The following is a 24908-nucleotide window of genomic DNA, read 5'->3' as shown; positions in this document are numbered from 1 at the left end:
CTTATAAACAAACATTTTCTAAATCATCCACCAATTGTAATCATGCTTCTGTTTTTTGAATGTAATTGAGGGTTTTTAAGTTTTTCAAGCGTATTCATTCCGCTTCTCACTTTTAGTTTTGCTTGCACTGCTTTTTGAATAACCTTAGTTATATCTTTCCCTGAACGCAAAGCGGAAAGCACATCAGATTCAGTATTAGAAAATAAGCAATTCTTCAATTGCCCGTTGGCTGTTAATCGCAATCTATTACAGGAATCACAAAACGGATTCGTTACAGAACTAATGATAGCAAAAGAACCTTTATAGTTTTTTATTCCAAAATTTTTGGAAGTATCATTCGATGCATCTTCAAGTCGAGCAACATCCAAAGCTGGAAATGTTTTAAAAACCGTATTCATAATTTCATCTAATGAGACCATTTTTTTAAGGTTCCATTGATTACCATCAAAAGGCATAAATTCTATAAAACGAACAACCACAGGAAGTTCTTTCGTTATATTTATGAAGTCTATAATTTCATCATCGTTAAATCCTTTAATTAAGACAATATTTACTTTCACTTTAAATCCTTCAGCAACGAGAAGCAATATGTTAGCATACACTTTTTCAAAATAATCTCTTCGGGTAATTTGCTTAAATTTTTCACGATCTAAAGAATCTAAACTCACATTAATGTGTTGTATTCCAAAAGCTTTGAAGGTTGAAATGTGTTTATCTACTATAATTGCATTGGTTGTAATGGCTAATTCTACTGGCAACGTTGCTAGTTTTTCTAAAATTAAAGAAGCATCTTTTCGTACCAATGGTTCTCCACCTGTCAATCTAATTTTAGTAACTCCATGTGCTACAAATGTTTTCGCAATCGTATAGATTTCTTCAGCGGTCATTAAGTGTGACTTTGGAGATAACGAAATTCCTTCCGCAGGCATACAGTACGTACATCGTAAATTGCAGCGTTCCGTCAGCGAAATGCGCAAATATTGGTGTGCTCTTCCAAAAGTATCGGTTAGTATGTTTTGATCTGTATTCATTAATCGTGTCTTGCGCCTTTAAAAATTCTAAAAACATGTAATAAAGAAGGAAATATAGCATCCATAGATTCTTTAGCGCCGTTGGTTGAACCTGGCAATGCTAATACCAATGTATCTTTGAATGTTCCAGCTACACTTCTTGATAACATTGAATATGGTGTTCTATCTTGTCCGTAGCTTCTAATTGCTTCTTCTATTCCTGGTATTTTTCTATCTAATAAAGGTGTTAATGCTTCAGGCGTAATATCTCTTTTAGACAATCCTGTTCCTCCTGTATAAATAATTAAATCAACGCCTGCTGCTTGATATTTTTTTGCTTTTTCTTGAATGATTTCTTTTTCATCAGGAATAATTATGTAATCAGAAATTGCAACATGACTTTCTTCTAGTTTTTGCATGATTGCTTTTCCAGCTTTGTCTTCTTTTTGTCCTGCAGAAATGGTATCCGAACAAACAATGACCGCAGCTGTAAGATCTTTTCTAAATCGATCTTTAAAATCAGACTTCCCTCCTTTTTTAGAAATCAATTTTATTTGATGAATTTCAATTCCTTTATCAATCGGTTTCAACATATCATACATATTTAAGGCAACAATACTTGCGCCATGCATCGCTTCTACCTCAACACCCGTTTTATAAATTGTTTTTATGGTACATACTACTGTAATCTCTAATCCATTGATTTCATAGTCAATTCCTGTGTATTCAATTGGCAATGGATGACAGTCTGGCAATAATTCAGGAGTTTTCTTTACGCCTAATAATCCTGCTGCTTTGCTCATGGCAAATACGTCACCTTTCGGAACTGTCTTTTTTAAAATAGCCGTGATTGTTTCTTGCGTACTCACACGAACTATGGCTTGTGCTGTAGCAATTCTGAGTGTGTTGACTTTATGTGTAATATCTACCATATCTTAACTATTTACTTTCCATTGATGTGTGCTGTCTTCAAAGACTTCTTTTCCGAATACGGGAACTTGTGTTTTTATTTCTTCAACGATGTATTCAATCGCTTTAAATACTTCTTTTCTTCTTGGAGATGATACGAATACGAACAAGCATAATTCACCTGCTTTTACAGTTCCTAAACTGTGATAAATATGCATACAGGTAAGATTGAACTTTTCAAAAGTAGCTTCGCGTATTTCATGAAACTTCTGATTTGCCATTTCTTCATACGCTGTATATTCTATAGATGCTACTATGTTTCCATCAACTTCATCTGCGCGTACTTGACCCAAGAAAATATCATGCGCGCCAATCGTTGTTTTTGATTGATGTTTGGCAATAGAGTTTCCTATAAACTCCGCCGTGATTGGTCCTTGAATGAATACGTTTTTTATCTTTTTATCTTTTTTCATCTTTTAGTTAGTTTCTATAGTGTTAAGTGCTTTTTGCAAACTTGAAGCACCTTCTTTTAAGCTATAACAATTTGTAATATGATGTTTCTGTAATTCCATTACTGCTTTTTTACTTCGGATTCCTGATTGACAGAATAGAATTGTTTCTTTTTTAAAATCAATTTCATGTAATTGTTCTTCTAGTTTACTTAATGGAATGTGTATACAATTTATGGCAGTTACTTTAGGCAGTTCATCCGCTTCACGTACATCAATAAATTGTACATTTTGCTTTTGTAATACTTCAGATATCGTAATTTCTAGAATTGCTATTGCACAACTAAACGCTGCTTCTTGTTTTTGAAATTGAGCAACAACTGTATCGTAATCTGCTTGTTCAGTTTTTTGAATCGCAATAGTATTAGATTGCAGTGTAAGTGCATTATAGTACAGGATTTCCCCTGCTAACACAGTTCCAATTCCTAATATAATTTTCAGTACTTCATTGGCTTGCATTGTTCCAATAATTCCTGGAAGCACACCTAAAACGCCTATTTCAGAACAGTTAGGAATTTCGCTTGGTTTTGGAGGATTCGGAAACAAACAGCGATACGTTGGACCATTGTTATAATTGAAAACTGCAACTTGTCCTTCAAATTTATAGATGGCTCCATATATCAAAGGTTTTCTGGTAATGACAGCTGCATCATTTATTAAATAACGTGTAGTAAAATTGTCTGTTCCATCTACAATAAGATCATATTTTTTAAATAAGTCAATTGCGTTCACATGCGTTAATTTTTCTGCATGCGCATGAATTGTAATCGTATTGTTTAAATCTTCCAAACGCTTTTTTGCTGCAAGTACTTTATATTCACCTAAAGAAGACGAACCATATAATACTTGGCGTTGTAAATTGGATTCATCTACAATATCATCGTCAATAATTCCTAATGTTCCAATTCCTGCCGCACATAAGTATTGAAGAATTGGACAACCCAAACCACCAGCACCAACTACCAATACTTTTGAGTTTAATAATTTCTGTTGTCCCTTCTCGCCTATTTCGGGCAATATAATATGTCTGTCATATCTATTCATATTGTATATAAATTATCCGCCTGCAAAAGGTGGTAGTAATGCTAATTCTCCTTGTGTTAAGAGCGTTTCTTTGGCAACCATTTCTTGGTTTTGAGCCGCTTGAAAATTTTTGGTTTTTAATACTGGATATTTATGATACAGAATATCCAATACTTCTAAAACCGTAGTTACTTCTTCATCCAGAATTTCTTCTTGACAATTGGTAACTTCAGCAAGCATTCCAAAATATTTAATCGTTATTCGCATTCGTTATATTTTTAAATTCTGTTGGTGTGTTTACATTTATAGTACGTACTTCTAATGTTTTATTAAGTTTAATTGTTTTAGTGTTTGATTGTGCTACTAATACCTTTAATCGTCTTTCTCCTTGTTCTAATAATGATAAACATTGGTCTTTGCATTTTTTTTTATACAAAGCGATGAGCGGCATTTTTCTATCCTGACTTTGTATTTGTACAATGTCTGCGTCATCATGCGAATGATTTATCAATTCCTTTAAAACAGTTGTATTGATTAGCGGAATATCACAGCTCAGCACCAAATTATTTTCTGTTTTAGAATACTGTAATCCTGTATATAAACCAGCTAAAGGACCAGCATCAGGAATGATATCTGTTACACGTTTCTTTTGAAAAATGTCATATTCAGGATTGTTACTAACGATGATAATTTCTGAAACTAACGGTTTTAAAGCATCTATGCTATGTTGTATAAAAGGTTTTTCATTGTATAACATAAAACCTTTATCACTTCCCATACGCTTGCTTTTTCCTCCAGCGAGAATGATTCCTGTGATATGTTTTTTAGTTGCTTCCATAATTAGATCAAAAACAATTTAAAAGATGCTAGAATTAGTACAAAAGCTAGCATATATCGTAAGCTCTTATTATTAAAATTTTTACTTCCGTAATAGCCGCCAAGAAAACCTCCAATTAGTGCAAAAATCACAAAGATGAACGCTTCATTTGCTAAAGAAGCGCCACTGCTTAATTGTCCAATTAAACCTGCAGCTGAGTTTACCCAAATGAATAATGCGGAAACCGCAGCAGCTTCTTTCATTTTTCCCCAATGAAGTAATAAAATCACTGGACTTAGTATAATTCCACCGCCAATACCAATCAATCCTGAAAAGAAACCTATGACTGCGCCAACAATCAATCCTTGCCATATTTTAATGCTTTTTACTTTCGATTTTTCATTTCCGAAAACATTCAACATTTTAAGAATCGCAAAAACTAATAGTAACGCTAATATCTTTTTATAGATAGAAGCATCAATTGTAATCATTCCGCCTATAAACGCCATCGGAATAGACGTTATCGCAAATGATAGGAATAACTTTCCATTAAAGTATCCTTCTTTGTAATAATGATAAAACGCAATGCCTGCTACAAATAAATTCAACAATAACGCCGTTGGTTTCATCACTTCTGGAGCAAAGGAAAACAAAGCCATTAAAGCCAAATATCCGCTAGCTCCACCATGCCCTACACTTGCATAGAGAAATGATATTACTGGCAGGATTACTATAAAAATCCAATATGTATTTAAGTCTACTATCAAATTGTATCTACCTTAGAAAGTTGTTTATCTAAATATTTCCAACAGTTTTTATTAATTTTATCAAAAGCAATAATTAATTCTTTTCCATGTGGAGTTAGTCTTGTTCCTCCTCCATCTTTTCCTCCAATACTTGAAACTATTACTGGATTTTTTGCAGATTTATTAATGGCATCAATAAGTGTCCAAGCTTTCTTATAAGACATTTCTAATGCTTTGGCACCTTTGGATAATGAACCTGTTTGCTCAATTGCTTTTAATAGCCGAACACGTCCTTCTCCTATGAGCACTTTATCATCTACTTCAATCCAAATTCTACTTTTTATTTTATAATCCATAATGCGCTATTTTAATTAGGAATGTGTATAACTTGTACTTGATCTCCTATGGAAATTTGATGCATCTCTTCTGGCATATATACAAATGCATTCGCCAACGCAAACGTTTGTAACATTGCCGAACTTTGTCCTTCAAGAATGGTTACTTTACCTTCTTTATAGATCGCTTTTAAAAATTGTGCACGATCTCCTTTTTTCGTGAAAACTGAAGCAGCTATTTCTATAGATTCCTTTAATTGAAAATTTGTAACGCCAGACATTCGTTGCAATGCTGCATATACATATATATAGAAACAACTTAAAGCTGCAGCAGGATTTCCTGGAAGTGCAAAAATTGAAGTATCTTCTTTTTTTCCAAAGAATAAAGGTTTTCCCGGTTTCTGCTTCACTTTATAAAACAGTTGATTCACATTTAATTCTTTTAGAACTTTCCCAACAAAATCATAATCGCCTACAGAAATACCGCCAGTTATTAAAACAACTTCATGCTTTTTAATTACAGTATCTACTATGTGAAGTGTTTCCTTATAATCATCAGGAATCTTATATAGTTGTGTATTTATAAAACCTGTCGCATTTAAAGCACTTTGCAACATTATAGAGTTGCTTTCATATATTTTACCATAACTTAAAGGTTTCCCAGCTTCCACTAGTTCATTTCCTGTTACAACAATTGCTATTGAAGGCTTTTTATAAACAGTAACTTTTTTTATTCCTAAAGAAGTTAAAAAACCTATAGCTGCTGGTGTCAGGTAAGTTTCTTTCTTTAACGCTATTGTTCCTATTTTAACTTGCTCTCCTAGCTGTCGAATGTTATCTCCTATAAAAATATCACTTGTTAGTTTTATAGTATCATTTTCAAGAATTACACGTTCTTGCATTATTACCGCATTCGCATCATTGGGAACAGCAGCTCCTGTAAAAATTCTAACAGCTTCTCCTTTTTTCAACCTTGGATGGTGTTCATCTCCTGCTTTTATTTCATCAATAACTTTATAATTAGTTGAATTATGCATACAAATTGCATAACCATCCATAGCAGATTGTCGAAAAGGAGGCATATTTATAGGTGATTTTATATCTTCAGATAGATAACTAGAAACACTATTTATCAAAAGCTTCTCCTCTGTTTCAATTACACTTATATTATTAAAAATGAGTTGTTTCGCTTCTTTCACATTAATCATTATTGTAGAATTATCACTGTTAATTATAAACTATACCGTTATTTCCTGACAAATATAACGACTTGATTTTCATTAATTTATGATAAATATCATGTTTTAAAACTGATTGTTTTTTGTACTTTGTACTAGAACTCATAAAGAAAAATAATGCCCGTTAAAAGTTATTTAGCCCATCCGCATGAAGGCAAAAAAAACAACCTCATAGAAGCTTTATCGAGGTTAGAGCAATGTGAAATCGTTCCTGCCCAAAATCAAGATTTAGTAATCATTGTGACGGACACAGAAAGTAATCTTGAAGAAGATCATTTAAAAGAACAAATAGAAGCTATTGACAGTCTAAAGTTGTTAGCAATGGTTTCAGGATTTAATACACCTAAAAAGAATTAATATATGTATACTTCTATAACAAATAGACGAAGTTTTATAAAAAAAATGGCCTTACTATCTGCTATGACGGCCGCAGCAACTATGTTTCCTGGAATTCTTTTTGCAGAAGAACAAGAAAAAGGTTTACCTAAAGGTGCCAATCTAGATTGGAAAAAAGCACCATGCAGATTTTGTGGTGTAGGTTGCGGAATATTAGTAGGTGTAGAAAATGGAAAAGCCGTCGCTGTAAAAGGAGATCCTAATAGCTCTGTAAATAAAGGACTCTTGTGTGTAAAAGGATATCATCAAACAATGTGTATCCAAGCAAAAGACAGGTTAACGCATGCTTTAGTTAAAAAGAATGGACGCTATGTAGAAACACCTATTAACGAAGCACTAGACATTGTTGCTAACAAAATGAAAGAGACCATTGAAAAACATGGTAAAGATTCGGTTGCAATGTATACTTCTGGGCAATCTACAATTCCTGAAGGTTACGTAGCATCTAAATTTATGAAAGGTGCCATTGGAACCAACAATTTAGAATGTAATGCACGTCTTTGTATGGCAAGTGCAGTAGCAGGATTTATGACTTCTTTTGGAGCAGACGAACCCATGGGATGCTATGAAGATATTGACCATGCAGATTATTTTATTACTTGGGGAAATAATATGGCAGAAATGCACCCAGTATTGTTTTCTAGAATGTTGGAACAAAAAAATAGCAGAGGAGCCAAAATTATAGATTTTGCAACCCGAACTACACGTTCTAGTACTGCTTCCGACAGATCTATTCTTTTTGAACCACAAACCGATTTAGCTGTGGCAAACGCCATTTGTTATGAAATTATCAATAATGGATTGATGAACAAAAAGTTTGTAGAAGACCATATCAGTTTCTTTAAAGGAAAAACCAAAATGGGATATGGAACAGAAGATAAATACAAATTTAAAGATAAGCCAGAAAAAATAGATTTTGAAGCGTATAAGAAATTTCTAGAAGACTATACGCCAGAAAAAGTAGCAAAGTACTCTAAAGTATCTGTAAAAAACATTAAATATTTAGCAGCTATCTATGGTGATCCAAATAAAAAAGTAATATCCTATTGGTGTATGGGAGTTAACCAACATACCAGAGGAACTTGGATGAATAACCTCATATACAATATACACTTACTTACCGGTAAAATATCACAACCGGGCAATGGACCATTTTCATTAACAGGTCAACCATCTGCTTGTGGAACTGCAAGAGAAGTAGGAACATTTACGCACAAATTACCAAAAGGAGTTGTCGTAAATGAAAAACACAGACGACTTGCTGCCAAAATATGGAAAGTACCTTATGAACGTATTCCGTCAAAACCTACATATCATACGACCGAAATGTTTAGAGCTGTAGATCGTGGTGATATTAAATTTTTATGGACACAAGTTACTAACCCGTTAGTATCTCTACCAAATACCAATCGTTATCGTCCAGCAATGCAAAAAGAATCTTGTTTTGTAGTGGTTTCTGATGTATTTCCAACACCAACATCAGATGTTGCTGATGTTATTTTACCAGCATCATGGCATATTGAAAAAGGTGGTTTATACGGAAATTCAGAACGAAGAACGCAACACTGGGATCAAATGATAGAAGGACCAGGAGATACTACTCCAGATGCATGGATGACAATTGAAATAGCGAAGCGCATGGGTTATGGCGATTTATTTCCTTACAGTAAGGAAAACCATGTAGAAGAAATTTATAACGAATACAGACAGTTTCATGAAGGAGCCAAACATGGCATGGCTCCGTTGGAAGTGTTAAAAAAAGAATCAGGCGTTATTTGGCCGTATGTAAATGGAAAATCTACACAATGGCGCTTTAATGCTAAATATGATCCTGCATGTGACAATGGTAAAGATTTCCATTTCTATGGAAAACCAGACGGAAGAGCCACCATTTGGCAACGCCCTTACGAACCAGCTGCAGAATCTCCAGATAATGAATATCCGTTTTGGTTAAATACTGGTCGTGTTATAGAACACTGGCATACTGGTTCTATGACCCGAAGAATTCCTGTATTGCATAAGGCTATGCCGAATGCGTATGTAGAGTTTCATCCAGAAGATGCAAAAACACTAGGAATAAGAAATGGTGAAAATGTAAAAGTAACAACTCGTAGAGGTTCTTGTACTTTACCCGCTTCTATTAACGAAAGAGGTTTACCAACTAAAGGGCAAGTATTTGTGCCTTTCTTTGACGAAAACCTATTGATTAACGATGTACTTTTAGATGCTTTTTGTCCTATTTCAAAAGAGCCAGACTATAAAAAATGTGCTGCTAAAGTAGAAAAGGTATAGCGTATGAAACGATTAGGTATTATATCATTATTTACACTGTTATCTATAGCTTTTATAGTTGTATGGAATTATAGTTACCAAACTGGATTAGAAGACGCTTATATTCCAATAACGAATGACAATTCAATTCCTTCAATTCCTTCAGAAGCTGGTGTTTTTAAACGTTCTGAGTTTGCGTTAGATTATGCTAATATGCCTGTAGATAAAAATCATCAAAGATCTTTAGCAACCTATTATGACAATAGAGCTTATCATGGAGCGCCGCCAAGTATTCCACATGAAGTAAAAGATGAACGAAACATCGGTGCAAATAGTTGTTTACAATGTCATCAAAATGGAGGATTTGTAACAAAATTTAATGCGTATGCTCCTGTAACGCCACATCCAGAAATGATAAACTGTAGACAATGTCATGTGGTAGAAAATACAACGTCTTTATTTAAAGAAAATGATTTTTATAACGTTACAGCTCCAAAAGTTGGAATTAACAATGCATTGAATGGCAGTCCGCCTGTAATACCTCATCAAATTCAAATGCGAGAAAATTGTTTATCGTGCCATGCAGGACCAAGTGCTCCAAAAGAAATAAGAGTATCGCATCCTGATCGAATCAATTGTAGACAATGTCATGTTTTAAATGATAAAGAAGTTAAGGATATAGGAATTTTTAACCGACAACAAAAATGAGCAATAAAAACTACATCATAATCATTACTGCGTTTCTTTCCATGTCTATATTTTCATGTAAACATCACGACGAAGAATACCATAGTATAACTGACAAAATAGAAGCAGAAAGTGAAAATTATCACGGTATTTCTATTTCTTCCGAAGAGCATTTAGGAGATGAAAAAATGATAGAAGTTACCGTTGGAGAACGTACTTTCTTAATTCCAGAACGTAAAAGTAAAATCAAATCATTTGCTTGTACAGAATGTCATTCAAAACCTTTAAGCGAATTACAGAGCTCTGAAGAAATAAAGAAAGCACATTGGGATATTACTATAAATCATGCAGATCAAAATACAATGAATTGTACTACTTGTCATAATGAAAAGAAAATGGACAATTTGACAAGTTTAACTGGAAATATAATCGATCTCAATAAAAGTTATCAATTATGCGCGCAATGTCATACAAAACAATATGATGATTGGCAAGGTGGCGCACACGGAAAACGTATTGGTGGATGGGCGCCTCCTAGAGCATCAATGACTTGCGTAAACTGTCATAATCCACATGATCCGCATTTTGAATCTAAATGGCCTGCGAGATTTAATACTCAAAAAATAAAAGAACGAAAGTAATAAAGTCTTTCAATAGACTATATAACATCATAAGGTATGAGCGATAATAACAAAAAATGGTATTCTCTAAATTTTGGAAGAAAAGAAAAAGATACTTCTCACTCTTGTGGTTGTGGAAATCCTTCTGGAGGATGCAATTCTAGTGTTCCAAAAGAAGAGTTAAACGAAAAAGAGTTTTTTGAAGCAGCAGTAGATGCTTCTATAGGAGATGAAAGAACCAAAGACGGTTTTGAACAAGTGTTTGACGTTAAGATGGATAGAAGATCTGCCTTTAAAAAACTAACAGCAAGTTTATTAATTGGTGCTGGCGCTGTATCATCTTGTACAAGTGTTATTGCAGGAGATGAAACTAAGGAAAAAGCACAAATAGATTGGGAAGAACAATTTAAAGGAAACTATAAATTGATGTCTGATGATGAAAAGAAAGGAACCGTAGATAGACTTGTTCGTTCGTATCAATTGCGAACTGGAAAAACCATTAGCATGTCATCTAAAAATGCTGAAGAAGATGTACTATTTGGCTATGCTTTCAATATTTCCAAATGTCAAGGATACATGGATTGTGTAAATGCTTGTGTTGAAGAAAACAATCAAGATCGTAATTCACAAATGCAATATATCCGTATTCACGAGATGAAAGACGGAAAAGGATTCAACTTTAATGAAGCTGATGATAATTACTATCATGAAGTTCCTGCCGAAGGACATTTTTACATGGGTACACAATGCTTTCATTGTGATAATCCTCCATGCGTAGATGTATGTCCTGTACAAGCTACTTGGCGAGAAGATGATGGCTTAGTTGTAATAGATTATGATTGGTGTGTTGGATGTCGTTATTGCATGGCAGCTTGTCCGTACGATGGTCGTCGATTCAATTGGAGTAAACCAACAGTTCCTGAAGAAGAAATTAATAAAAATCAACATTATTTAGGAAATAGAATGCGCAAAAAAGGTGTGATGGAAAAATGTACATTCTGTGTACAACGTTCTAGAGCTGGTAAAAATCCTGCTTGTGTAGAAGCATGCCCAACTGGAGCCCGCATTTTTGGAAACCTATTAGATCCAGATAGTACAATTCGCTGGGTTCTTGAAAACAAAAAAGTATTTAGACTTAAAGAAGATTTAGGCACAGAGCCTAAGTTCTGGTACTTTATGGATTAATAAAATATAAAACTTGAAATAAGTTAAAGTATACGTAAATGAGAAGACTTAGAGTTTTTGGAAGTTTAGTTAAAGATAGTTTAGATACCATTACACATGGTTCAAAAAAATATCATCTATGGATGGCGTTTTTAACGATTGTGATGCTTGGTGGAATGTACTGTTATTCAGTCCAATTAGAACACGGATTGAGTGTAACAGGAATGACAGATAGAGTAAGTTGGGGATTGTATATTTCTAACTTTACATTCTTAGTTGGTGTTGCTGCTGCAGCCGTAATGTTGGTAATGCCAACCTATGTATTAAAAGACATCGATTTTAAACAAGCTGTTCTTATTGGTGAAGGTTTAGCAGTTGCCGCACTTATTATGTGTTTGGCATTTGTTATTGCTGATATGGGCGGACCATCTGTACTTTGGCATATGATACCAGGAATAGGTGTATTTAACTTTCCTAACTCAATGCTTACTTGGGATGTATTAGTATTAAATGGCTACTTATTTTTAAATATTACTATTCCATTTTATATATTATTTAGACATTATCAAGGAAAAGAATCTAAAAAGAGTATCTATGTTCCTGGAGCAATTTTATCAGTCTTCTGGGCAGTTGGAATTCACTTAGTAACGGCTTTCTTGTATCAAGGATTGCAAGCAAGACCGTTTTGGAACAATGCGCTTTTAGGACCTCGTTTTCTAGCTTCTGCATTTGCTGCCGGACCTGCATTAATTATTTTAGTCTTAGCAATTATCCGAACTTATACAGCTTTCAAAATAGAAGATAAAACACTTAAAAAGATTGCTATGGTAGTTACTGTAGCAGCACAGATTAACTTAATTATGTTAGTTTCTGAATTGTTTAAAGAATTCTATGCACCAACACATCATAGTGAAAGTGCATATTATTTATTCTTTGGATTGAAAGGAAAAACAGCTTTATTACCTTGGATTTGGACAGCAATCACTATGAATGTGGTAGCAACCGTAATGCTTACATTCCATAAGCTTAGAAACAATTTCAAAGTATTATTCTTTGCTTGTTTTATGCTATTTGTTGCCATCTGGATTGAAAAAGGATTTGGACTTATAGTTCCTGGATTTATTCCTGGACCTTACGGAAAAATTGCAGAATACACACCTACTGGAATTGAAATAGGTGTTACCTTAGGTATTTGGGCTTTAGGAGCTTTTGTATTTACAATTTTAGCGAGAACAGCTATTGGAATTGAAACTGGGAAGTTACGTTACAAGAAAAAATGAGTTATAAAAACATAAGTGTGAATCTTATTCTTGTTCGGTTTTTTATTACAAATCACTCGATTTAAAAATCACAAAGTAACTCATCCCAACCAACCTTCTCTATTCAAACTTCTGTATTGAATGGCTTCCGCGATATGATTTGGTAAAATATTTGGTTCGCTTCCTAAATCGGCAATTGTACGTGCTACTTTAAACAAAATAATCTACATATAACGCATTAATGTAATTATAGAAAAAGAAAGTAACCCTTACTGCTCGGAGGATTTTGTAACGTATGAAATAAACTTTAATGATTAAAATAGTTAGAAAAAACACACACAACCAACGTATAACTTATCACATTCGAGCTAATCAACAAATCTTATAAGTTAATTCCAAGTATTATCGCTAATAGACTCCGAAGAACTCCAAATGCAAAAGGCAATAATAACACCTTCATTAGTAGTTTTAGTTCCGTTAATTACTGCTTTATTTAAAATACATTGCAACTATTTAATCAAGCACCCTTTTATCAAGATTTAATTAATAAAAGCTCTAAAAAATACGTGCTGGCACGTATTTTTTAGAGCTTTTTTATATGTTATTTTTGATTACAAAATTTTTTATAAAAATGAGACTTAAAATAAAATCTATTCTAATATTTTTTTTATTAATTTATTCATCAGCATATTCTCAATGGAATCAATTAGGCAATGATATAGATGGAGAAGCTGAAGAAGATTTGTCTGGTGAAATAGTTAGTATAAATGGAGCAGGTAATAGAGTAGCTATTGGAGGAAGGTTAAATGATGATGGTGGTTTTCAATCAGGACATGTAAGAGTATATGAATTTAATGCATCAACAAGTTTATGGGTTCAATTAGGTTCTGATATTGATGGTGAAATAAGAGATCAATTTGGAAAATCATTAAGTTTAAATAATGAAGGTAATATAGTAGCAATCGGATCAAATTTAAGTAGTGGTGGTGGTGCTGAATCAGGGGATGTAAAAGTTTATCAATATATTTCGGGGGATTGGACTCAATTAGGTTCTGATATAAGTGGAGAAAGTCCAGGAGACAGATCTGGAGAATCTATAAGTTTAAATAATGCTGGAAATATACTTGCTATAGGCTCTGTCGGTAATACTGGTGCGAATCCAAAAGGTAATGTAAGAATATATAATTATAATTCTGCAACAAATACGTGGATTCAACGTGGTTCTACATTAGTAGGTGAAGCAAATCAAGACAATTTTGGATATAGTGTTAGTCTAAATAATAACGGAAATAGAATCATTATAGGAGCTGTAGGAAATGATGCAGAAGGAGCAATAGGAGATAATTATGGGCACGCACGTATATATCAATATGATTCTAGTTCAAGTGATTGGTTACAATTAGGTTCTGATATCGATGGTGAAGGTCAATATGATTATTTTGGTTATACAGTAAGTATAAACGGAGTAGGCAATAAAGTAGCAATTGGATCAAAAACAAATGATGGAAATGGTAATGACTCAGGACATGCAAGAGTGTTTAAATTCAATACTTCAACAAATACTTGGCAACAATTAGGTTCTGATATAGATGGTGAAAATGCTGGAGATGAATTTGGTCATTCAGTTAGTTTAAATAATGATGGAAATATATTAGCAGTAGGTGCTATTAAAAATGATGGGACAGCAATTTATAGCGGACATGTAAGAATTTACGAATATAATTCTGGTAGTTGGATTCAGTTAGGTACTGACATAGATGGAGAAGCTTTTGCAGATGAATCTGGAGGTAGTGTTAGTTTAAGTGATGATGGCCAAACCGTTGCTATAGGAGCTAAAAAAAACAATAATAGTACAGGTCATGTAAGAGTATATTCTACTAATAGTTTAAGTGTAGATGAAAATACATTTGAAAATGAAGTAATATTATATCCAAATCCAAGTTTTTCAACATCTATCATAAATCTGAATAAAGTATACAACACTATACATATAGGGTTATTTAATATACTTGGAAAACAAATAAAAAAGGAATACTTTCATAACATTTCTAAAATTGAAATAAATACTTACGAATTAAATTCTGGGGTTTACTTTGTTAAAATAAAATCCTTAGATAAACAGGTAACTATAAAACTAATTAAAAATTAATTAATTGCCTTTCTTCAGGTTTTAAGATGTTTTTTACTTTTAAATTTTGTCAAAAAATATTTTTCACACGCAAATCATGCTTAACTCGATCTTAATATAAAGGTAGAAACTTAAAATTTTTAATTAATTTTTTATATGGTACCATGACATATAATTTATCCCAACCAACCTTCTCTATCCAAACTTCTGTATTGAATAGCTTCTGCAATATGATCTGGCAAAATGTCTGGCTGTTCGCCTAAATCAGCAATAGTTCTGGCGACTTTGAGAATTCTGTCGTACGCTCTTGCGGATAAATTCAAACGCTCCATTGCAGTTTTGAGTAAATTCAGAGCTTCTTTATCTAGTTTACAGTATAACCGAATTTGTTTGGTGTTCATTTGTGCATTGTAATGTAAGGTCTCTGAATCATCAAATCGTTCTGTTTGAATTTCTCTAGCTTTGATTACACGTTCGCGAATCAGTTCACTGGTTTCACCTTTTCGTTCTTCCGAAAGTTTTTCAAAAGGAACTGGCGTGACTTCAATATGAATGTCTATTCGATCTAATAAAGGTCCAGATATTTTTCCCATATACCGTTGCATTTCCATCGGAGACGACGACATTGGTGAATTTGGATCGTTGAAAAATCCGCTTGGACTCGGATTCATACTTGCTACTAACATAAAACTACTTGGGTAGGTAATTGTAAATCGCGCACGTGAAATTGTCACTTCTCTGTCTTCTAGAGGTTGTCGCATGACTTCTAAGACACTTCGTTTAAATTCTGGCAATTCATCCAAGAATAATACGCCATTATGCGCTAACGAGATTTCTCCAGGTTGCGGATAACTGCCACCGCCAACTAATGCGACGTCTGATATTGTATGATGTGGATTCCGAAAAGGTCGTTCAGAAATTAAACCCGACTTGTCTTTTACATTTCCAACTACCGAATGAATTTTGGTTGTTTCCAATGCTTCATGAAGTGTTAATGGCGGTAATATCGATGGCAATCTTTTGGCTAACATCGTTTTTCCTGAACCTGGTGGACCAATTAGAATAATGTTATGTCCGCCAGCTGCGGCAATTTCCATACAACGCTTGATACTTTCCTGCCCCTTTACATCTGAGAAGTCAAATTCGGGAAATGCTAGGTTTTTCAGGAATTCTGCACGCGTGTCAATGATTGTTTGTTCTAACGATTCACCTTTGTCAAAGAAGTTGATGACTTCTTTTATGTTTTCAATTCCATAGACTTCTAAATTGTTGACAACAGCCGCTTCTTTTGCATTTTGTTTTGGCAGAATAAATCCTTTGAAACCTTCTTCACGTGCTTTTATGGCTATTGGTAATACGCCACTGATTGGTTGTAGGCTTCCATCTAAGGACAATTCGCCCATGATAAGATATTCTTCTATGTTTTCAGATTGAATCTGATTAGAAGCTGCTAATATTCCTAAGGCTAAGGTTAAATCATACGCACTTCCTTCTTTACGTAAATCTGCAGGCGCCATATTGATCGTGATTTTCTTTCCTGGAATTTTGTAACCGTTGTTTTGTAACGCAGCTGCAATACGATAGTTACTTTCTTTAATTGCATTATCGGGCAAACCGACCAAATGATAACCTATTCCTTTTGCCACATTCACTTCTACGGTAATTGTGGTAGCTTCTATACCAAATACGGCACTTCCAAAGACTTTTTTGAGCATTTTTAAAGTTAGTTTTCTTTAAAACTATTTCTTTATATAGTAGTTTCAAAAGAATACTTCGTAAGCGTTATAGATTTTGTATGAGCGTTAGATTTTACTTAATTTGTATGCTTTTTATATGGACTCCAGTTTCTTCCGAACGAACAAACTGAGGTCCTATTAATACGATTTCACCCGTAGTGCATTTGCCTTTTATTGGCGCAATTGCTATTTCAAACTTTGTATACTCTTTAATATCTTCTGCAAGTTTCCACTCCGTTTTTGATACAACTTCATCATTATTATAAAGTATTAACAAAATGGTTACTTGATCTCCTTCGAGAAAACTTTTCAAGAAAACCTGTAACGTTTTTGGCTGTCCTAATAAACTGAAAGTAGTTTTAAGCTGCCCTTTTTGTGCTAAATACAAATGATAACCATCATCACTTTCATTTGGGTAACGTAGAACACTTTCAGAATATTCCTTTTTTGAAATTGTCCAATTACTCGGCATTAGTATACTGCTATCTTCTTGCAACTCCCATGAATTAAATTTATGATTCGGTATTGAATTATTCATAGTTTCACTTTTTGTTGCACATCCACATATTAGCATTATGCTTAGCGTTAATATAAATAAAGTGCCTTTAAAAACTTTCATTTAGATAAAAATGAGAATCTTATTGGATAATATCAAGATTTATTGGTGTTATTTTCAGCCTTTTAAAATCTAGAAGCTTAATTTCATCATTAACAAACCTTCTTTTAATTCTTAGTAATGGTTCTTCTTCTCCATAACCAAATTCTACTGAATCGTTTGAAAAGTTTGAGATATTCCTTTCAAAATATCCTCTTACTTCCAGTCCATCTTCAGAGATTAAGGCAAATTTAGATTTAACCTTACCAATCATTATATATGGATTTAGAGCACGTTCGGGAAAATATGTTCCGGTCATTTTAACTCTATAAAACAACATAGGATTATTGTTTATGTCTCTTACTATTTGTTTAGCTGACCATGTTAAAAGGTCACTTTCTATCGGAAATTGAATTAAATTATTAAACATAATTATTTTTATTTTGTAAATTGAACACTATCTATTTCTATCTCACCTGTTGCTTTTGCCATGAATTCAAATCGAATCCTCAATACATTAGCCAAATCTACATCTGGAAGACCTGCGCATTTAATAGTAAATGCATGTAACGGTATTCTAATGGTATTCATAGCAGATTTTGTATATTGATTAACTCCTCTTTTATGTGGCTCTGGTATTTCACCAAATTTGCTCACTTTTATAGACCGCTTTGTGTTTGTAGTATCTTCTAAAGCCACATATAAGTCTTGGATTGCATTTACAGTATTATGTGGACTGTCTACTTTTTGAGAAATTCTAAAGCTAATAGCTTCAAAAGACGAGACATTTTTATCTGCATCTGGAATATCAAAACTCAGAAAATCAGATGTATTATTCCATCGAAGTAGCGCTCCTTTGGTATCATGCGGTGAATGTGAATCTAGAGTATTAAGAGCATTATCTTGAGGATTCGTTGGTAATGTATTACCATCATCTACAGTTCCTCCAATAGTACTGGTTTGCCAGCTTGTTGCATTTGAAGTTCCTTCAAAATTATCTACAATTTTAAATTGATTTTCAGCTTGGTATTGTAAAAAGAGTCTTGCCTTTCCACTATCTGCAGTAGTAACAGAAGATGGTATCCATTCTCCTTTGTACATTTCTTCGTATTTATCACTATTTAGCATATGCGTCTTAAAGAACGCTGTCATGTAAGCTTTGGCGATTTTTTGATGCGCATCCATATTTATTAACTTAGGCATATCTAAAGCAGTTAACTTTGACCACGGTGATGTAATATCTGTATCTGCCCAAACCGTATTGAATCTTCCATGTGTGGCTCCATAAACAAAGACAAAACTTTTCGCTTCATCACTTGCTCGGTCATATAATCGAAACCCATTATTAGATACTCCAGCTACATCTCCATCCATTGACCCATAAATATTCATATATGGCGTTGCCCAAGAACCACCTACATCTTCAGATGTGTACTGATCAGTTGGTGCCAATGAAATTATTGCATTTATGTTATGTCCTAAACTATTTTGATGATTCAATCTAACAGCAGCAGCTACTGCTTCACCTCCACGGCTATGTCCCATGAGACCTATATTGTTTTGAACGTTACCACTACCAAACTTTGTGTTCAATACGCTAATATGTTCAAATGCCATACGAGCTCTATCTGTTGCTCGCCAACCAGGATTTAAGTGAATACTAGCAGCAATAAAACCATTTTTTGCAAGATGTTCTAGTAGATAGTCATATCCTTCATAACTATTTAATGCGCCACTATTTCCATGAATGATTATTACTACTGGGTAATCGGATTGAGCAGCACTCAACTGATTAGGTTGCGTAGCTCCAGAAACATCTGATGGAAAGTAAACTTGAGCCTGCACATCAGCAGTTTTTGGGTTAGACAAATCATTTAGGACAGTATGCGGACCTTCATTGTATTGAAATTGCCCTGCAAAGTTAAATGAGGTTTCTGTTCCAGGATCTTTAACTATTCTAAAACCTGGACTATAATATCCATCAATAAAATCAGTTGGTGGAGAATTAAACTGATGATCAGGCACAAAAGCTGCAGCATCAGTAGTATTATTCCCAAAATCGGCAACAATATCATATAAACCTTCTTGATTCGCATTTGGCCAAAGTAGATGGTCGTTGGCATTTATACAGCCACTATAAACCTTAACTTTTGGAACACTTGCATTACCTCCCAATACTGGCAAATGTGTTAAACTGTTATTAGCCGTCCAACCTGCTGCATCTTTATGTTGAACAACATGTAAAGCAACCATTTTACTATGTATTGAAGGAGAAAGAGCATTTGGATCTAGAGCTCCATAAATATCTTCGCCTAATTCAAAAACATTCGTAAATTGAAAGTAAGGACTGCCTGATAGCTTTCTTCCACTTATAGGTATTGTATTTACACAACCACCAAAGGCAAATTTACTAGCCATAAAGTCTTGTCTAACTACGAGTCCCGTTGCATATCTCGTTAATAAGTCACTTCTTCTAATTGTAAAATCTTCATCATCTTCATATCCATATCTTGTAGGTCTAACTATAAAATCATACGCTCCAGTTTCTATTTCACCTCGTTCGGCTATTACTGTTTCATAAAATTCAGATTGACCATTTATTTCTATCTCAGCCACTGCAGTTCTACCATTTTGTAATGTAACTGGCTCAAATACATTTCCTTCTTCCCAATTATGTTGTCTTGGTACTAAATAAACCAATGCGTTTCCTTCAAAATCTGGATTGTAAATAGATATGCGTACATCATTTTCCCCTTCTACAAAACCATTACGTATGAAACCATTTTCATCTGTTCCTATTAGTAAAGGACGTTCAAGATTATTAGGTACTTGAAATGAATTTGATAATATAGATTCATCACCATCTAGCAATTCAATATTTATATTTCTACCACTCCAAAATTCTCTTGATTGCCTTACTGTAAAACGTTCATCAGAATTAGGATTATCCAAACCAAACTGCGGCCAAACATTAACATTTTGTAATTGTCCGTATTTATCCGAAATAAAGCGACTACTAAACATTTCATCTCCTTCAGAGCTTATTCTTACCGTATAAGGATGTGAAGCTCTCAATTGTGAAACATTTAAACGTATGTCTTCTCCAGGATCATAGTTACTTCTAGCTTCTCCATTTTCATCTTGCAAGTAAATTTCTCGATTTTGAAAAATATTAATTTTAGATTCTGGAATAGCAATTGTGAACTGATGGTCATCATGAACATTAATTGTAGTACATGTAATGCTTTCATACAACAACTTATCATTATTCTTGTCAAAAATCTTAAAATAAATATCTGGGTTCTTTTCAAAGAACTCACTAAAGTCACTCGTTTCGCTTAAAATATTAAAGCGTCCATTTTCATCTGAGGTATCGCTACCTAGGACATCATCAAAAAACAAATCCTTATCGTAGGCTTTTACCAACACATTGGATACAGGTATATTTAATTGTTCTATAATGACGCGTCCTGAAATGTTAAATTTAATCATCGTAATTGAATTTAAATAATTAGAATTTTTCAGCTTTCTAATTGTTAATAGTTGTAGCTAAATTATCTTTTTTTCGCAACGATTAGTAGGTTTAATAAACCCTTTCATGTAAGGTTAATAGACCCTTTTTTACAAGATTAATCACTATTTTTATTGGAAAGTGCTTGATACTATACTGAACTTTTACATCTAAGAAATCAAATTCGGAGAAATGATACGTTTTTTAAGAATTCTGCGCGTGTGTCAATGATTGTTTATCCTAACGATTCGGTTTAAAAAGAAAAATCCTCAACTTCTAATGAAATTGAGGATTTTAATTATGGATAGTTTTTTTAGTTTTTAATGATTTTTTTAGTTTGAATTACAGTATCTGTTTGGACTTTAATAAAGTAGATTCCTTTGGAAAGATTGCTAATACTTAACTGATATTGTCGTACTGAACTTTTGACTTCAACAGCTTTTAATTGTCTACCATTAATATCATAAATTATTAATTTTTCAATTTCATGATTTGTCTTTATTTTCACAATATCTTTTGTAGGATTTGGATAAATTGATGTTACGTTTGTATCAAATTCTTGAACTGATAAAGGTGCTACAATTTCTGTACTAGCAGTATTTGTGGTAATAGCAGGATTAAAATCAAAATAGATATCAGCTACTCCATTGATGATATCGCCAATAACAACATCGCTTTTAAGCTTTATTTTAAAAGTAATATAGCCATGCGAATTAGGTTCATCATTAGTACTATCAGGAAGGTTTATATTCTCAAAAATAAAATTCGTTCTACTACCATTTACAATTTCTATCCTTCCTTGATGACTCAGACTTTCTAATTGCATCGTTGTCCAATCTAATTTTTCATCTAAAACATGATCTACTTTAACATTGATAGCACTTGCAGTTCCTGTATTTTGAAAACGAATTATATAATGTAAATATTTATCAATTTCATTTATGGTAATTTCATCACCTTCTAAAACTCTAATGTCATTAGGATCGTATGAACCAATTACTGTTTGTTCTAATTCAAAAACGTTATCTGCTGGTGTTTCGTCTCCTCCAACTGGATTTAGAGTGACCGTAGAAATCAATATATCGTCAATATTGGTTGTCGGTGGAGCAAATACATTAAATTGTATGTCAATAGTTTTAGTTTCAAATGGACTTAGATCTACATAATCAAAAGTAAGTGTATTTATTGTTTGTGATACTACTGTTTCACTTGCGTTTAAAAATTGAATTTTTGATTCATCAAATTCAAATGTTACATTTCCACTTAGCGTTGTTGTCCCTATATTTTTGCATACAATTTGATAACTGGTATCAAAACCTGGTCTTGGGTCATTTATAGAAGGGTAAATTGCAACAATTAAATCATTCACAGAAGCAACAGGTTCAATACAAAAATCACCTAACTCAGTAGTTCCAATTCCACTAAACGTAAAATCATGTTGTGAAGGATTAGCTCCATAATAAGTAGGAAGTGCGCTAGAGACAGTAGTTGTATACATTCCTTCACCAACATTTAGACTGTAAGAACCGTTAGGAAGTGTAAATGTACTATAAGAATCAACTCCATTACTTGTTGTGATCATCAAGTTTTGCATCACTGGATCATTCATATCACAACCTGAGGAATTCGAGTCAATTCTCACGCCTCCTACAATTTGATTTCCTAGCTCTCCTTCATTGAGAAGCACAATAAGTCGTCTTGCAATAAAACCAGCATATTCAACACCGTGAGCATGAGCAATATCAATTTTAAAATCACCATTATAATCTCCAAGTGCTGTAACAGGATCAACTAATACATTATCATTTGTAAATATGTGAATCTCATTACTAAAATCTTGATTACCCGTTAGGTTTTCATACCAAAATACACCATCAGAACTCCAAGACTTCCATACCACATCTAAATCTAAATCTCCATCCAAATCAACTACTTCAACAAATTGAATAAGGTTAGAAGGATCGCCTATTAGTACTGGAGAAGCAAAACTTCCTTGGGCATCTACATTTTCATACCATCTAATATCGTTTCCATATGTAATGATATCCAGGTCATTATCTTGATCGAGGTCTACCAAATGAATTCCGCGATATGCCCCGCTATCTGTGAGTATAACCGCAGGAGCAAAACTTCCTGCACCATCAGTGTTTTCATACCATTTTACAAGCCCAGCTCCTAAACTTTCATTTACGACTACATCAAGATCACCATCACCATCTATATCACCTAATTGTCCCAATGATGGGGAATCGATATCAGTACCTATTACTACAGGAGCAGAAAAAGTACCTGATCCTGTTTCATTTTTCAACCAATATGCTGTTCCGTTGGCATTACTATAAGTTAAGAGTAAATCTTGATATCCATCACCATCTATATCTCCTGTAGCGATTCGATTTGCTAAGCCAATAGATGCGTTTAATGTTTGAGCTTCTTCAAACATTCCTAGTCCATTTATGTTTTCATACCAAACGAGATCTTCTTCAGGTGAAAATCTACTTGCAACAATATCTATATCGCCATCATTGTCTATATCAATAGACGTTGAATACTGAACAAGATCAATAGCAGACAAGAGTTCCTGTCTTCCAAAATTCCCATTACCATCTAGGTTTTTGTAAATAGAAATATGTCCGTTTCCAGTGTTCAATAAATCAAGATCTCCATCATTATCAACATCAATGGATTCTATATGTTTTGTATAAAGACGTTCAGAAATATTCTCTCTAATACCAAAGGTTCCTTCTCCGTCCAAATTTGAATACTTATAGATGAAACCTAAACTTTGATCTGGAGCAGGTGAAACAATGACATCTATTGTTCCATTTCCATCAAAATCTCCTGTAGCTAACCTATCTACTCTACTGCAATTATTAAAACATGTTTGAGAATCGATTATATTAGATGTTGAAAAAGTCCCCAAACCATCTACATTTTCTAACCAGATTAAATCTCCATCACCAAACGCACATAGCAAATCCTGATCTCCATCAGCATCTAGGTCTGTTGATATCATACTAGAAACATAAGAATCTTCTATACTGATAATAGTTTCAGAAATCTGTCCATTATTGTTATCATATTCAAGCCAAACTAGGTTCTGAATACCAATATATGAAACTATAAAGTCGGGATTTGTATCTCCATCAATATTTGCTTTCTTTATAAACCATGGAGAGGTTGGCTGATTTGCCTGAAAAACTTGAGACGAAGAAAATGTAGCATTCCCTATGTTTTCATACCAAGAGAGTTGGTCAATTGCAAAATCATAAAAAATAATATCAATTGCAGCATCTCCATTAACGTCTTGCAACGAAAAATCAGAAATAGAGTTTGCAAAGGATATAATTACTGTAGGATTTGTAAACGTTGCCAAACCATCTATATTTTCATGCCATGAAATTCCTTGTCCGCTTAAATTAAATACAATATCATTATCATTATCTCCATCAATATCACTTATCTCTAAATTATTTATGGTGGTAGAATATTCTTCTATTTCATTAAAATTACTAAAGCTACCATTCCCTTGATTGGAAAACCATACGATTTTAAGTGGTCCGAGTCCAACTGTTTTTAGCAAACATACTATATCTATATCTCCGTCACCATCTAAGTCTCCGATTTGCATGTCTCTAATAACAAAGGATTCATCAAAGTAAATTTCCTTAGCAGAAGAAAAATCTCCTGCTCCATCTCTATTTTCATACCATACAATATTATGATTTGAGCGTACAAGAACATCAAAATCTCCATCAAGGTCTAAATCTAAGTTTTCATTATCGAATAATGCTGGTTTAAAAATGACATCACTTTTTTCAGTTATTCCAACTTCTTCAAAAATCACTTGAGCTGTTAGGCTTAAAGGAATACATAATACAAAGAAAAATAGTAATGCTTTATTCGTAATTTTCATGTGTTTAAAATTATATTTAATCTAGTATAACAAATATA

General features: G+C 33.5%; 21 protein-coding genes and 1 pseudogene. 7 read left to right on the top strand and 15 right to left on the bottom strand.

What is annotated here, in order from left to right:
* Positions 1-23 precede the first annotated feature (23 nt).
* The 9 genes from moaA to ACUUYC_RS17270 are packed head-to-tail and all read right to left on the bottom strand — an operon-like array spanning position 24 to position 6557.
* A complete protein-coding gene (gene moaA / locus ACUUYC_RS17310) occupies positions 24-1031 on the bottom strand; it encodes a GTP 3',8-cyclase MoaA (RefSeq protein ID WP_474267929.1) in 1008 nt (335 codons plus the stop codon).
* Entirely contained in the window at positions 1031-1942 is a 912-nt protein-coding gene (gene moaCB / locus ACUUYC_RS17305; RefSeq protein ID WP_474267928.1) for a bifunctional molybdenum cofactor biosynthesis protein MoaC/MoaB, read from the bottom strand. The genes moaA and moaCB overlap by 1 nt, the downstream gene beginning before the upstream one ends.
* A gap of 3 nt (positions 1943-1945) precedes the next feature.
* The gene (locus ACUUYC_RS17300; RefSeq protein WP_474267927.1) at positions 1946-2392 is read right to left on the bottom strand and encodes a molybdenum cofactor biosynthesis protein MoaE; all 447 of its coding nucleotides are present in this window, start codon (positions 2390-2392) and stop codon (positions 1946-1948) included.
* A 3-nt stretch (positions 2393-2395) separates the two neighbouring features.
* Positions 2396-3472, bottom strand: a complete 1077-nt coding sequence (moeB, locus tag ACUUYC_RS17295; RefSeq protein ID WP_474267926.1) for a molybdopterin-synthase adenylyltransferase MoeB — start codon at positions 3470-3472, stop codon at positions 2396-2398.
* A 12-nt stretch (positions 3473-3484) separates the two neighbouring features.
* Entirely contained in the window at positions 3485-3718 is a 234-nt protein-coding gene (locus tag ACUUYC_RS17290; protein ID WP_474267925.1) for a MoaD/ThiS family protein, read from the bottom strand.
* A complete protein-coding gene (locus ACUUYC_RS17285) occupies positions 3702-4289 on the bottom strand; it encodes a molybdenum cofactor guanylyltransferase (protein WP_474267924.1) in 588 nt (195 codons plus the stop codon). The genes ACUUYC_RS17290 and ACUUYC_RS17285 overlap by 17 nt, the downstream gene beginning before the upstream one ends.
* A gap of 2 nt (positions 4290-4291) precedes the next feature.
* Complete coding sequence (locus ACUUYC_RS17280; protein ID WP_474267923.1) at positions 4292-5035, bottom strand: sulfite exporter TauE/SafE family protein; 744 nt, start codon at positions 5033-5035, stop codon at positions 4292-4294.
* Positions 5032-5370, bottom strand: coding sequence for a winged helix-turn-helix domain-containing protein (locus ACUUYC_RS17275; protein ID WP_474267922.1), 339 nt, complete (start codon positions 5368-5370; stop codon positions 5032-5034). Before ACUUYC_RS17275 ends, ACUUYC_RS17280 begins: the two co-directional genes overlap by 4 nt.
* Positions 5371-5381: 11 nt before the next feature.
* The gene (locus ACUUYC_RS17270; protein WP_474267921.1) at positions 5382-6557 is read right to left on the bottom strand and encodes a molybdopterin molybdotransferase MoeA; all 1176 of its coding nucleotides are present in this window, start codon (positions 6555-6557) and stop codon (positions 5382-5384) included.
* A gap of 147 nt (positions 6558-6704) precedes the next feature.
* Between ACUUYC_RS17270 and ACUUYC_RS17265 the strand changes: the two genes are divergently transcribed.
* From ACUUYC_RS17265 to dsrP, 6 genes are read left to right on the top strand one after another with little or no spacing between them, the layout of a single operon-like run.
* On the top strand, positions 6705-6944 hold the full coding sequence (locus ACUUYC_RS17265; RefSeq protein ID WP_474267920.1) for a hypothetical protein: 240 nt from the start codon (positions 6705-6707) through the stop codon (positions 6942-6944).
* A gap of 45 nt (positions 6945-6989) precedes the next feature.
* Positions 6990-9275 carry a molybdopterin-dependent oxidoreductase gene (locus ACUUYC_RS17260; protein ID WP_474267919.1) on the top strand — a complete coding sequence of 762 codons (2286 nt, stop codon included), beginning with the start codon at positions 6990-6992 and terminating at the stop codon, positions 9273-9275.
* Between the two features lie 3 nt (positions 9276-9278).
* Entirely contained in the window at positions 9279-9962 is a 684-nt protein-coding gene (locus ACUUYC_RS17255; protein WP_474267918.1) for a nitrate reductase cytochrome c-type subunit, read from the top strand.
* Positions 9959-10582 carry a cytochrome c3 family protein gene (locus ACUUYC_RS17250; RefSeq protein WP_474267917.1) on the top strand — a complete coding sequence of 208 codons (624 nt, stop codon included), beginning with the start codon at positions 9959-9961 and terminating at the stop codon, positions 10580-10582. Before ACUUYC_RS17255 ends, ACUUYC_RS17250 begins: the two co-directional genes overlap by 4 nt.
* 36 nt (positions 10583-10618) lie before the next feature.
* The gene (locus ACUUYC_RS17245) at positions 10619-11746 is read left to right on the top strand and encodes a 4Fe-4S dicluster domain-containing protein (RefSeq protein ID WP_474267916.1); all 1128 of its coding nucleotides are present in this window, start codon (positions 10619-10621) and stop codon (positions 11744-11746) included.
* Positions 11747-11784: 38 nt separating this feature from the next.
* Entirely contained in the window at positions 11785-13005 is a 1221-nt protein-coding gene (gene dsrP / locus ACUUYC_RS17240) for a sulfate reduction electron transfer complex DsrMKJOP subunit DsrP (RefSeq protein WP_474267915.1), read from the top strand.
* Between the two features lie 80 nt (positions 13006-13085).
* Here dsrP and ACUUYC_RS17235 read toward each other — a convergent pair.
* Positions 13086-13202 (bottom strand): annotated as a pseudogene (locus ACUUYC_RS17235) (magnesium chelatase subunit ChlI family protein); the annotation flags it as partial.
* A gap of 413 nt (positions 13203-13615) precedes the next feature.
* Between ACUUYC_RS17235 and ACUUYC_RS17230 the strand changes: the two are divergent.
* A complete protein-coding gene (locus ACUUYC_RS17230) occupies positions 13616-15133 on the top strand; it encodes a T9SS type A sorting domain-containing protein (RefSeq protein ID WP_474267914.1) in 1518 nt (505 codons plus the stop codon).
* 155 nt (positions 15134-15288) lie between these two features.
* Here the strand turns inward: ACUUYC_RS17230 and ACUUYC_RS17225 are convergent, their stop codons facing one another.
* The 5 genes from ACUUYC_RS17225 to ACUUYC_RS17205 form a co-directional block, all read right to left on the bottom strand.
* Positions 15289-16827, bottom strand: coding sequence for a YifB family Mg chelatase-like AAA ATPase (locus ACUUYC_RS17225; protein WP_474267913.1), 1539 nt, complete (start codon positions 16825-16827; stop codon positions 15289-15291).
* A gap of 94 nt (positions 16828-16921) precedes the next feature.
* On the bottom strand, positions 16922-17386 hold the full coding sequence (locus ACUUYC_RS17220; RefSeq protein ID WP_474267912.1) for a hypothetical protein: 465 nt from the start codon (positions 17384-17386) through the stop codon (positions 16922-16924).
* Between the two features lie 100 nt (positions 17387-17486).
* Positions 17487-17873: a hypothetical protein gene (locus ACUUYC_RS17215; RefSeq protein ID WP_474267911.1), complete on the bottom strand. Its 387-nt coding sequence runs from the start codon at positions 17871-17873 to the stop codon at positions 17487-17489.
* Between the two features lie 8 nt (positions 17874-17881).
* Complete coding sequence (locus ACUUYC_RS17210; RefSeq protein ID WP_474267910.1) at positions 17882-20935, bottom strand: hypothetical protein; 3054 nt, start codon at positions 20933-20935, stop codon at positions 17882-17884.
* A 332-nt stretch (positions 20936-21267) separates the two neighbouring features.
* Positions 21268-24870 (bottom strand): T9SS type A sorting domain-containing protein, encoded by a 3603-nt coding sequence (locus ACUUYC_RS17205; RefSeq protein WP_474267909.1) that lies wholly within the window; start codon positions 24868-24870, stop codon positions 21268-21270.
* Between the last annotated feature and the right edge of the window lie 38 nt (positions 24871-24908).

The sequence above is a fragment of the Kordia sp. E genome (genome assembly GCF_056033805.1).
The sequence above is the reverse complement of the archived record's forward strand: the minus strand, read 5'-3'. Positions and strand labels throughout refer to the sequence as shown.